This is a genomic window from Clostridium sp. UBA5988 (genome assembly GCF_002435615.1).
Taxonomy (GTDB): domain Bacteria; phylum Bacillota; class Clostridia; order Clostridiales; family Clostridiaceae; genus Clostridium_J; species Clostridium_J sulfidigenes.
Window position 1 is genome coordinate 1 of record NZ_DJBA01000023.1, and the last position, 11,435, is coordinate 11,435.

16 protein-coding genes are annotated in these 11,435 nt (G+C 29.0%); 12 read left to right on the forward strand and 4 right to left on the reverse strand.

Annotation, left to right across the window (positions count from 1 at the left end; translation table 11 throughout):
* Window positions 1-216 precede the first annotated feature (216 nt).
* From B3J31_RS05250 to B3J31_RS05290, 9 genes are all read left to right on the forward strand, one after another.
* Window positions 217-579 (forward strand): sigma factor, encoded by a 363-nt coding sequence (locus tag B3J31_RS05250; protein ID WP_346873692.1) that lies wholly within the window; start codon window positions 217-219, stop codon window positions 577-579.
* Between the two features lie 158 nt (window positions 580-737).
* A complete protein-coding gene (locus B3J31_RS05255) occupies window positions 738-1,037 on the forward strand; it encodes a hypothetical protein (protein ID WP_346873693.1) in 300 nt (99 codons plus the stop codon).
* 19 nt (window positions 1,038-1,056) lie between these two features.
* On the forward strand, window positions 1,057-1,293 hold the full coding sequence (locus B3J31_RS05260) for a hypothetical protein (protein WP_346873694.1): 237 nt from the start codon (window positions 1,057-1,059) through the stop codon (window positions 1,291-1,293).
* 44 nt (window positions 1,294-1,337) lie between these two features.
* Window positions 1,338-1,820, forward strand: coding sequence for a GNAT family N-acetyltransferase (locus tag B3J31_RS05265; protein WP_346873695.1), 483 nt, complete (start codon window positions 1,338-1,340; stop codon window positions 1,818-1,820).
* 105 nt (window positions 1,821-1,925) lie between these two features.
* Window positions 1,926-2,369 carry a GNAT family N-acetyltransferase gene (locus B3J31_RS05270; protein WP_346873696.1) on the forward strand — a complete coding sequence of 148 codons (444 nt, stop codon included), beginning with the start codon at window positions 1,926-1,928 and terminating at the stop codon, window positions 2,367-2,369.
* Between the two features lie 353 nt (window positions 2,370-2,722).
* The gene (locus tag B3J31_RS05275) at window positions 2,723-3,364 is read left to right on the forward strand and encodes a hypothetical protein (protein WP_167403032.1); all 642 of its coding nucleotides are present in this window, start codon (window positions 2,723-2,725) and stop codon (window positions 3,362-3,364) included.
* Between the two features lie 70 nt (window positions 3,365-3,434).
* Window positions 3,435-3,677, forward strand: a complete 243-nt coding sequence (locus B3J31_RS05280) for a DUF4351 domain-containing protein (protein ID WP_167403031.1) — start codon at window positions 3,435-3,437, stop codon at window positions 3,675-3,677.
* A 173-nt stretch (window positions 3,678-3,850) separates the two neighbouring features.
* Window positions 3,851-4,900 (forward strand): DUF5700 domain-containing putative Zn-dependent protease, encoded by a 1,050-nt coding sequence (locus B3J31_RS05285; RefSeq protein ID WP_346873697.1) that lies wholly within the window; start codon window positions 3,851-3,853, stop codon window positions 4,898-4,900.
* 22 nt (window positions 4,901-4,922) lie between these two features.
* Window positions 4,923-5,048: a hypothetical protein gene (locus B3J31_RS05290; protein WP_346873698.1), complete on the forward strand. Its 126-nt coding sequence runs from the start codon at window positions 4,923-4,925 to the stop codon at window positions 5,046-5,048.
* A gap of 274 nt (window positions 5,049-5,322) precedes the next feature.
* Here B3J31_RS05290 and B3J31_RS05295 read toward each other — a convergent pair whose 3' ends face one another.
* Window positions 5,323-5,598 (reverse strand): DUF4351 domain-containing protein, encoded by a 276-nt coding sequence (locus tag B3J31_RS05295; protein WP_346873699.1) that lies wholly within the window; start codon window positions 5,596-5,598, stop codon window positions 5,323-5,325.
* A gap of 669 nt (window positions 5,599-6,267) precedes the next feature.
* Here B3J31_RS05295 and B3J31_RS05300 point away from each other — a divergent pair.
* The gene (locus B3J31_RS05300; RefSeq protein ID WP_346873700.1) at window positions 6,268-6,726 is read left to right on the forward strand and encodes a GNAT family N-acetyltransferase; all 459 of its coding nucleotides are present in this window, start codon (window positions 6,268-6,270) and stop codon (window positions 6,724-6,726) included.
* Window positions 6,727-6,945: 219 nt separating this feature from the next.
* On the opposite strand, the gene B3J31_RS05305 is transcribed toward B3J31_RS05300, so the two are convergent.
* The gene (locus B3J31_RS05305; protein ID WP_150844301.1) at window positions 6,946-7,275 is read right to left on the reverse strand and encodes a hypothetical protein; all 330 of its coding nucleotides are present in this window, start codon (window positions 7,273-7,275) and stop codon (window positions 6,946-6,948) included.
* Between the two features lie 456 nt (window positions 7,276-7,731).
* Between B3J31_RS05305 and B3J31_RS05310 the strand changes: the two genes are divergently transcribed.
* Window positions 7,732-9,627, forward strand: coding sequence for a S41 family peptidase (locus B3J31_RS05310; protein WP_346873701.1), 1,896 nt, complete (start codon window positions 7,732-7,734; stop codon window positions 9,625-9,627).
* A gap of 113 nt (window positions 9,628-9,740) precedes the next feature.
* Window positions 9,741-10,220, forward strand: coding sequence for a GNAT family N-acetyltransferase (locus B3J31_RS05315; RefSeq protein ID WP_346873702.1), 480 nt, complete (start codon window positions 9,741-9,743; stop codon window positions 10,218-10,220).
* A 217-nt stretch (window positions 10,221-10,437) separates the two neighbouring features.
* Here B3J31_RS05315 and B3J31_RS05320 read toward each other — a convergent pair whose 3' ends face one another.
* Together B3J31_RS05320 and B3J31_RS05325 are read right to left on the reverse strand one after the other, a co-directional pair.
* The gene (locus B3J31_RS05320; protein ID WP_346873703.1) at window positions 10,438-10,704 is read right to left on the reverse strand and encodes a hypothetical protein; all 267 of its coding nucleotides are present in this window, start codon (window positions 10,702-10,704) and stop codon (window positions 10,438-10,440) included.
* A 30-nt stretch (window positions 10,705-10,734) separates the two neighbouring features.
* Window positions 10,735-11,391 carry a hypothetical protein gene (locus B3J31_RS05325; protein ID WP_346873704.1) on the reverse strand — a complete coding sequence of 219 codons (657 nt, stop codon included), beginning with the start codon at window positions 11,389-11,391 and terminating at the stop codon, window positions 10,735-10,737.
* Between the last annotated feature and the right edge of the window lie 44 nt (window positions 11,392-11,435).

The following is an 11,435-nucleotide window of genomic DNA, read 5'->3' on the forward strand; positions in this document are numbered from 1 at the left end:
GGAATGGATATAATTATGAAAACACTTAGAAACTGTATCCTTGATTCCAAGGACACAGGGAAAGACACAGTTAAGGACACGCCTCAAACCTAGTAATAATAAGGGCTAACCCCCTATGTATCTATTATGTCCATGATATTCTATTAAAGCATATTTATAATATAAATAATATATATATAATACTATATAGGTATATATAGGGGAAAAAATGGACACATGGACACAGGAGGAAATAGCCTAGGAGAAAGGATTTTTGTTATGGATAATTATGCTAAAATTCAAGAATTGGTGACAAAGGCAAAAGCAGGGGAAGATACTGCCCTTGAAGAACTTTCAAAAACTTTCAAGGCTTTAATATCTAGCCAAGCTGTGGCGATAAGTGTAAAAGGTTATGACCTAGATGACCTAATTCAAGTGGGTATTATTGCCCTATGCAAAGCAGTCCATGGCTATGATATAACCAAAGGTCACTTCCCCTGTCATATAGCTATAGCTATAAAAAACAACTTTGAAGGTCTAATTTACATGGGCAGAAACACCCATGGAAAGAATTCTGTTAGTAAGCTTCAGAGAAGCTAAAAACTCTATTTATAAGGTTTTACTGAATGTATATAGAAATTTAAATTTAAGTTAATACCATTGGTCGTACAATATGGTAAAATTGTAAATTATAATAGAATATTGCAGCGTGCTAAATAAGCATCTTGCATTACCATGGAATATCTAGGAGGTTCAGTATGAAATTAAAGTTAAATATTTACTCATTCATTCTATCATTGATATGTGTAATATTATTCTTTTTATCAATAGAATCAAATAAGGTAATTAACTTTACAATGGATCTATTGCAAGTGCATCCATTAGTTATAGTTATGATACTTTCTATAGTCACACTATTACTAGGGCTACTTGGATTTTCGGCAGCCATCAGCTGGTTTCAATTATTTAGAGGAGTCTTTACAGTAGCTATAACCATTATAATGACAGGATTTATAATTTTTATCTTAACTGTTGGTAGGGTAGTTTCATTTTCTTGAGGTAAAAGGGGGAGTTTTAATGTTTAGGTCTGGATTAAGGTTATTATTTGGTACATTTACACAACTAATTGTTGTAATTATTTCCTACGAATTTTTCTTTAAATATGCTGCAAGTCAAGGAGGTATAGGGGCAGTAAACTCAATAGATGCTGTTCATCCTTTAATATGGGTAATTATAGCTTGTGAATTAATAATATCATTATGTCTTTTAATTTTAGGGGTAAAAGATAAAGGCAAGATGAATGGTAGGTTATAGGAAAAATGTATCAACGTACTAAACAATAGGAAGGAGAAGTTTTAATGAATAACACGATTTTATATCAAAAGATATATACTGATGACTATAAAGAATTAACAAAAATCATGACTTCTGCATTTAATGAAGATACATCAATGCACACGGATATAAAAGAGGATGGACCTAAAGGATATAATGATGGCAGTTTGATTAAATGGCTAAATGAGCACGCAGATTTTGAAAGTTATAAAGTTATTTATGAAGGTAATATAGTTGGTGCTTATACTGTTGTAATCAAGCCCAATAATGAATATAGTTTGGAAATGCTCTTTATTGATCCGAATTACAGAGGACATCATATTGGAACTATAGTTTGGAATGATATAGAACAAAAATATGTAGATGCTAAAATTTGGACAGTTGAAACGCCGGATTACTCAATAAGAAACCATAAGTTTTATACTAAAAAATGTGGATTTACATTTTTAAAGGAAAACATATATAATGATGAATGTAAATCTTTTGTTTTTAAGAAGGAAAAATAATATTATAAACAGATTGAATTAAGATAAGAAAGAGGATTAATCATGTAATTCATTGGTTAAGATGCATGAACGTAAATGTTTTGAATTTGGGGGATAAGTAATTATATGAATAATATATATTTTAAAGATATAGATGATACTAATGAAAATATCGTTAGGAAAATAAAATTAAAGTCAGACCAAGAGAAATTTATTGAAACTGTAGATGAATGCTTGGAAGAGGCAAGAACTTGTAGTCAGTGGAATCCTGTAGCTATATATGATAAGGAGGAAGTAATTGGATTTGCAATGTACGGATCCTTTGGGCCTAATAAAGATACTTGGATTGATAGAATAATGATAGATGAAAAATACCAGGGAAAAGGATTTGGAAGAATTGCAATGACCAGCCTTATTAATATAGTTTCAAAAAAATATGATGTTAATACTATCTACTTAAGTATAGTTGAGGAAAATACATTAGCTTATAGTTTATACAAAAGCATTGGATTTGAGTATATAAATGAAAAGGATGTTAATGGAGAACTTATATTTAAGTATACAATTTAAAATAAGTATTTAAGTAAGATGGAGTCAGAGAATTTTCATGTTTTTAAATCTCATCTTCTTATATGATGCAATAGATATATAATTCAATAACTTTTTCATAATCCTGTTTATTTTAGAGCATCTCTATATAGAGGTGCTTTGTTATATGTAAGCATATAATATATATACTTTATTAAAACATAACTTAAAAATTAAATGAACCAATTTAAATGTATTTTTTAAATTAAAATATATGTTAAAATAGTGATAGGTAAATAACATTAATATATTTCAAAATTCAAACATAAGTTCGCATACTTTCTTTTTTATTGGAAATAATACGTAATGAGACCAATTGAAAAGAGGAGATACTTATGGATTATAATAAGATTGAAGATACTGTACTAAAAAAAGCTATGGAGTTTTTTAAAGATAATGCAGTAGATTTTTTTGGAATTGATACTAAGATAATAGCACCCGCCGAAACAGAAATAAAAAATATTGACATTAAAACTAATTATACAGATTATTTATTTTATACAGAAGATGGAGGTTATTTGCATTTTGAGTTTCAAACTACAAATAAGAAGGATGATATAAAAAGGTTCTTATACTATGATGCTTCATTATTTTGTAAAGAGGGAAGAAAATTAAGGACGCTGGTTGTGTATTCTTCAGGAATAGAAAATGTAGAAACCTATATAGATGCAGGAACAGTAAAATATAATATAGAAGCCTTTTATATGAAAAACTTAGATGGTGATAAGAAGCTAGAGTATTTAAAAGAAAAAATATTAAATGGTGAAAAGCTAACGGGAGAGGATATATTAACTTTAACTTTCTTGCCATTAATGAGTACTAAAAGGAATAAGGGGAATATAACCATTGAAAGTATTGAGTTAGCAGAAAAAATACCAGAAGGAAATGAAAAACTCCAATGTTTAACTTTACTCTGTAGATATTTAATAAGTAACTTCTTCTCATATACATTCGAAGAAGTAAGTTCCACTTACTAAATTAAAATTTAGAGTGTCACTTAAATTTGGAGATGAGATATCAAAGAAAAAGTTTAAGGAGGTAGTTACCATGACAGAAATAGGAAGAATGATAAGGGATGAAGGAAAAGCTGAAGGAATAAAAGAAGGGATAAAAGAGGGAAAAACTGAAGGAAAAGCTGAGATACTTATAAAACAACTTATTAAAAAATTTAAGTCTGTTCCTAATGAATATAAGGAAAAAATAAAGAAAATGCCAGAGGAAACAATAGAAATTATAGCTACTGATATTTTTGATATGGAAAAAATTGAAGATGTAGAGAAGTACATTTAGGTATTTTCAATTTTAGTTATAAAATATAAGAAATCATATTTAGAGCATCTCTATATAGAGGTGCTTTTATACATTTTATAGTAAAAATGTTATAATAAGTATATTAACCTAAGAATGCAGTGAATAATGGCATTTAATAATGAATTAAATTATTGGTTTTTTAAGGAGGATTTATGAGAGTTAATGTTTCTAAATCAGCAGCCGAGGGACTAACAGGAATATTGTGTAATTTAGTCAATGGTGTCAATGTAAACAAGGATTCAATAATAACTTTTTTAAGAAATGACCCGGGATGTAAAGCTCAATTTAAGTTTTATGGTAGTAACATCACTGAGGAAGAATATGCTGATGTATTAATTAAATCAGCTAAAAATGAAATATATGAAACTGATAATGATATATTAGCAAGAATGAATAATGCTTTAATGAGAATCTCAAAAAACATGGATTTGTTAGATAAAAAAATAACTAATATAAGGGACTACAACTTTAAGATTTTAGAGGACAAATTGAAAGATACTCTACCAGAAGATACACAGTTGGACTTAAATATATTCTTTTGTTTAGATGGGTATAATGCTGGAAGTATTGTTGATAAAAATACCATGTGTCTTGATGCTCTATTTTGGGTTTCAGATAAAACTCAAGAAGAGCGAGTAGAGGGAATAATTCTTCATGAATTTCATCATATTGGATGTTTATATTGGTTAGATAAAAATGATAGAAGAAACAGTCTGTTAAGTAGGAAAGATAATAAATCCTTAGTAATGCAATTGATAGATCAAATTATGAGTGAAGGTGCAGCAGTTTATTTCTTTAATGAAGGTGAAGATTTATATGAGTTATTTCATGAGGCTTATGGAATAGACATAGGAATTAATTTGGAAGAAAAGTACTTAAATTCATGGAATGGAGTTGATAAAAAGCTAAATGATTTAAATGATTTATTAGTAGAATTACTTACTGAACCTGACAGCGAGTATAACAGGCTTAAAGAGGTTGTAAATGAGTATTTTTATATGAAGAATAATGAGGAAGCTCTTGATAAGGTTATTGGTAAATATATGTGTTCTGCCATTGATAGTAGTCTAGGACGTGAAAAGCTACTTGAATGTTTTAAAGATCCAAATAAGTTTTTAAACTATTATAATGAGGCTTGTAATAAAGTACAAAAAAATGGTTTAGATAGAGAAGTATTACTAAAATTCAACAATCTTTGGTAATTACAAAGATTGCTACATAAATGTGTTTCAACAAATATATGAAGGTATTTCTTACTCAACTTACGAAGTAGATAAATCTGGATTCTTAAGCAATAGGACTGGATGGGCTTCAGAGTATGTAAGGGAAAAAAGTAAGGGTTTTAACTGAGAACATTGTTGAAGATTTATATAGTAAGCTATGTGTAGAAGCATTTGTAATTGTAAATATTGTTAAAGGCATAAATGTATTATGTAAAACAGGTGTTGAAGCAATTAAAGCAGCAGAAAAAAGATTACAAGAGATGAATTTAACTAGCGAAAATCTATGATAGTAAATTACAATATTCTTATTTTCAGAGTTATAAATAAAGTTATTAACTTGTTTTATAATATTTAAAATTTATAAAAGTGGCTACTTCCAAAGAAAAGTAGCCACTTGATTTTTATAAATATTTCTTTAGGTCTTCAAGAGATTCCATATCAAAGATTTCTGTTCCAATATGTTCTATTACATCTCCAGATAAGTTCCTAATTTTTTCTTTATATTCATCTGGTAATATTTTGAATTTCTTCATAAGTAGTTTAATTAATAGCTCAGCCTTGCCTTTTTCTAGACCTTCTTCTTTACCTTCATTATATATCATCTTACCAACTTCAGTCATACCAACAACCTCCTTAAATCTTTTCTTAGATAATTCATCTCCAAATTTAAGTGACACTCTAAATATTTATTTAGCTAGTGGAACTTACTCCTTAGAATGCACATGAAAAGGAGTTACATATTAAACCATTATATAAAAGTGTTAAACATTTGTTTTTATCTGTATATGATTTTATTCCATTAGCAATTTCTATACTCTCTAAAGTAATTTCACTTTTAGATTTTATACTGCTCATAAGCGGTATAAAACTAAGCGTTATTATATCCTGTTCTGTTAATTCTATATTATTCTCAACTTTATATTTTATCCGATGACTACCTGCTCTAATACTCCCATCTTCTTCAAAGAGGGAGTAAAGAGCAGCTACGTCCCTGGATAACGATTTCTAAGTTTTATAGGTCATTTTTAATGCCCTGTAAAACTAAGAACTCTGTTAATTATAATCCATGTTGTTACTCCTTCCAAGTGTGTTATCTTAAATTAATGGCATTAATTTAAGGATTTTACTTAGGCTTTAACTCTGTATCTAAAGTATTGACATTTCTAAAGATAATATGCACATATGTTCGCCAAAATTTATATAACTTGATTAAAGTTTCTCTTTATTTAGATATTTTCATATGAAATACATTTTATTGTAGTCATGCTATAATAAGTATTATATTTATGATTGAAAGTGAAAAATTTTAGGAAATTGCGTCCAAATTAATTTTAGGGAGGTATTTTATGTATCAATATTATAAAGGATTGATTATTAGAGAAGGTGCAGATGGGCTTAAAGGGGATACCATTAAAAAAATGTACAATGAAGTTGGTTGGGTGTCTGCAAGTCAACCGTTATGGCTAGATGAAAAGTATGAAATTTGCTTTAAAAATTCATCATGGGTTTTCACTGTCTGGGATAAGGAAGATATGATAGCTATGGTAAGGGTTGTATCAGATAGAGTCATGACAGCAACAATCCAAGACCTGGCTGTGAAAGAAGAGTATAGAGGGAAAGGCATAGGTAAAAAACTTGTAGACTTGTGTTTAGAAAAGTTACCCCATGGAAATTGGTGGGTGCATACTACTCCAGAAAATTATAATTTCTATGAAAAGTGTAGATTTGAGATTCCTCAAATATCTGATAGTTCATCAATGATATATATGGGATATATTAATGCTAAATTAGAAGGACATAGATGAGGATGTGGAAGATAGTGTTAGGAAATAATGGGAATACTAGAAGCAATGTTATAATTAAATGTACTATAGTGATCCTGATTTTTAGTCTTGTAGTCACCATTGTAATGACTAGAAGAGTTATGATGACAAATGAAAAAATATATATTACAACTCTTCAGCATAATTTAGTGCATATTAATGACTCAAAAATATACTTGGAGCAAATAATAAAAGGACACCCTATTGTGTCCCTTTATCAATAAATATTTGACCATTACCAACTATAACAATTCTATAATCAGGCTTAAGAGGAATTAAATTATACTTAGCTGACTTAGGTTCAAGACGAATAGATTGTATTATAAGTTGATTTTCATCATAAAGAGTAAGAAAAACACTATCATTTGTTGAAACATTTTGAACTAGGTAAGTTTCATTTGGGGATACGTTGAAATCAGTTGCCTTATAAACACCCTCTGTAAATATATTTTCAGCAAATACACGTGTAGAAGTAAAAGTACTTAATACCAATGTAATTAAAATTAGTAATATAACAGTAAACTTTTTCATAGCACAACCTCCTTTCACCTTTAGTTTGTGTAATGGAGCTAATAATATGCAGATTTGTGATTTAGGAGAATAAATCAACTAGTGTAAATAAATTATAATTTATTTAAATTATGTTATAATAAGTATTATAATTATGATTGTAAGGTAAATTAAAGTATTTTACTTACCAAGAGCTAGAAAAATTAAATATTGCTGAAACACATAGACATATAATTAAAGAGTATTTTTCATCAATGATAAGTTAACTGTTGATTTTTTAAAGTGAGCATATTTCAAATCACCTAACAAAAATTATAATATATTCCATAAATGGTTCTCACATTAGTTACTATGTGATATAGTGTTTTTATGGTATATTTATAATATTATATACAATATTGTATATAATTGTACTTTATCAAAGATAAAATCTTATTGAAAAAGATTTTAAAGTACTAAAGAATGTAGGTGGAAAGTATGAAAAAAAGAGAAGTTAAAATCAATGTATTTAGTAAAAAAATAGTAATTAGTTTTATACTTATAGTTATGGTTCTAACATTTGTGTCTTGTACTAGTTCAGATAAAACTGAAGAAAAGAATCTTAAAAGATCCCAAGATACAGAGTTTGCATCAGATAGTGAAGTTAGAATAGAAAAATTAAGTGAAGTTCAACAGAAGAATTTGCATACTTTAGCAAAGGTCTGGGGATTTGCTAAGTATCGTCATCCAGACATTACAGCAGGGAATATTAATTGGGATGCAGAATTATTTAGAGTTATGCCAAAGGTGCTTGAGGCAACTACAAAGGAAGAAGCTGGAGATATCATGGCTACATGGTTAAACCAGTTTCCATTTCAGGTTAATACACTTAGTAAAGAACAGGAAGATCTATATCGTCAAGTAAAAGAGAAAGCATACTTAGATGTAGAATATTCATGGATAAAGAATAGACAAGTCCTTGGGAATAACCTTGCTGACTATCTTGAAAATTTATCAAAGGTAAAAGTAACTGATAATGACAATGGATATGCTGTTTTTGAAGAAGGGGATATTGTTAATGTATCTTCAGATTCTTTTATGGACAATTCTATTAACTATGAAGACACAGGAATGAGACTGCTCGGGCTGTTTCGTTATTGGAATATTATAGAATATTTCTATCCATATAAAAATCTCATGGATGAAGATTGGGATCAAGTACTTTATGACAAGATTCCTGAGTTAGCACTTCAAAGTGATAAGGAATCATATGTATTATCCATTGCAAATCTTACCACATATATTCATGACTCTCATGGCTTTTTTAATGATAACTTTAAGGTGCTACCACAACACTTTGGAGCATACAAAGCAAAAGCATCAATATTTAATATAGATGATCAGATTGTCATTGCTGGCAGGGAAGATAAGTCCCCTTTAAAGGTAGGAGATATTGTGGTATCTATTGATGGAACTTCTATAGAAAAGATAATAGAGGAGTGCAACAAATATATATCAGTATCAGATAAAAATCGTTTTACAAATGCTTTTGACTATTACCTTTTGCGTTCTACAAAAGAAATAGCTGAAATAGAGGTAATAAGAAATGGTGAAAAGTTAAGCTTGAATGTTCCATGCTATTATAATAGCAAGTATGATGTAAAAAGACTGGGCCAAGATGAGAAAAGTGGCTTCATGGGAGACAAAAAAATAGGTTATATTAATATAGCTACACTTAAAAGTGGAGATTTAGATAAATTAATGAAAAAATTTAAAGGGACAGAAGGGTTGATTATTGATGTGCGATACAGTAATTCAAAAATGAGTGAATATATAAACTATCCTATAGGGGAATATATAAAACCTGAAGTTTCAGAATATCAACAATTTTATTCAAGTAATAGTTTCGAACCAGGGAAATTTTTAAAATCAACCAGCAATAGTTCAGGAAGAGGATTCATAGAGAAACAATTGGACAAAGGTATAGATTCAACTACATTTAGCAAAATATTTGATAACGGCATTATTAGAACCTCATTAGGAAAAGTAAAAGATAGATATCAGTATAATGGGAAGGTAATCATACTGATGAATGAATGTACACAAAGCGTCTTGGAGACAATGGTTATGTCTTTTATGGATGCACCAAATGCAACGGTAATAGGAACTCCTTCTGCAGGAGCTAATGGCAATAAAATGGACATTACACTTCCAGGGTGTATACAGACATCTATATCAGGGCTAGCAGTAACATATATGGATGGAAGCCAGACACAAAGAATAGGTCTTAAACCTGACATAACTGTAAAACAAACTGTGAAAGGAATTGCAGAGGGTAAGGATGAGGTTATAGAAAAAGCAATAGAGTTAATCACGAAACCAGAGGGTAAATAGCAATAGTGTAATATAAGTAAGAAAAATATGCCACCTAGTGGTGGATGTGGTGAATTTATTTATAAAAGTATCATATTGTAATGTAAACGGAAAATTTTCTAGAGGTGTACGAAATGAATTTGAGATTGGCAGGTCTTACAGAGCTATATGCAAAAGAAGTTTGTGATTGGAAATATGACCATATATATTCTATATATAATTATCCAGGATGGGATAAAGCATCTAATGAAAAATGGGGGATTACAATAGAAGAAAAGAGAAAGAGTGAATTTAATGCTGTGATTGATGATTGCAATTGCTTATGTGGATACATAAGATTGCTGGATAAAAATGAGTGTGTTTTTATTGGAATTGGTTTAAAACCATCTCTATGTGGACAAGGATTAGGAAAGGTCTTAATGGAAATAGTAAAAGAACAATGCAAGAAGATATATCCAGATAAAAAGATTGCTTTAGAAGTTCGGTCTTTCAATGAAAGGGCGATTAAATGTTATAAAAGTGCAGGGTTTAATGTAGTAGATACTTATAGAAAAGATACGCCCCTTGGTTATGGAGAATTTGTTAGAATGGAATTTGCTGAACACTCTTCTTAATAGAGTTCCTAATAAAGACTATTGTAGTTTATAGGATTTTATTTTACAATCAGCCTTAGGAAAGTACAATATTGAGGCATAGAGTGACTAGATATTTAAATTTTAATTTATATTAGTGGTAAAAAATAAATGGAAGATTGCTCTTCCATTTATTTTTATATTTCATTTTACATATGGTCTTTCATATCTGGATATTGTCCATAAATATATATTTACTTCAATTAAACTTCTTATTACAATATGGACATTGATATACCGAATCAATATCACTATCTTTGTCAAATTTCATTGGTAACCTGTAATTACAATAAGGACATTTCCAAAACAAAATAGATAATAAAATAAATATTAGAAGTAAGTTTATACCAATAATTGGAAATAAAGCAGAAGTAGAAAAAACTCCTATAAAGCATATAGGAACAGATAAAAATAAGCAGGCCAAAGAAATTTTACGAATTTTTAGTAAATTTTCTATCTTATTCATGGTACACCTCCCAATATATATTAAAGTTAATCAATCTGATCTATTATCTTCTTGTATTTCCTTTTTCCATCTTTCTATAGATTCCTCATGTTCTTTCTTTTGAGTTGAATTTCCTTTTTTTGCATCAAAGTTAATTGGAAGATATTTTTCATCAATTATCTTTTTATAGTTTATATCAGTAAAATGATTACAAAAATTAATTCCCACATAAATTAATTTTTTATTTTCTTTGTCAGCCAAAGCATAAATATAACCCTCCTCGTTTGCATCAACTGCAATTACTGGATAATTAAATCCAGTTGCACCATATATAAGATAATCTTTAGAGGAATTTAAATTTGATAATCTCTCTGTCTCTTCCATAAAATCTTCATCACTGCATGTATATACAAGGTATGATACAATGTTTGGGTCAAATGGATTATAGTAGTAATAACAAAAATCTTCAACCTTTGCTGAATCAGGAGTACTTTCAGGAAATATATCAATGTTATTGTTATTCGTACCATTATGTCCGAACCATCTAACATAATTTTGTCTATACTTGCCATTACCTCCAAAATGCTCATTATAATCTCGTATGTTAGTAGTTTTATCTCTTTCTACCCACATTGCACAAAAAGTAAGGGGCAACGCAATAATTATTACAATAAAAAAACTTAATATGATCTTTGTTCTCTTTTTCATCTACTTACTCTCCTCATAATTAATGGTAGTGTAAAATTTTTTAC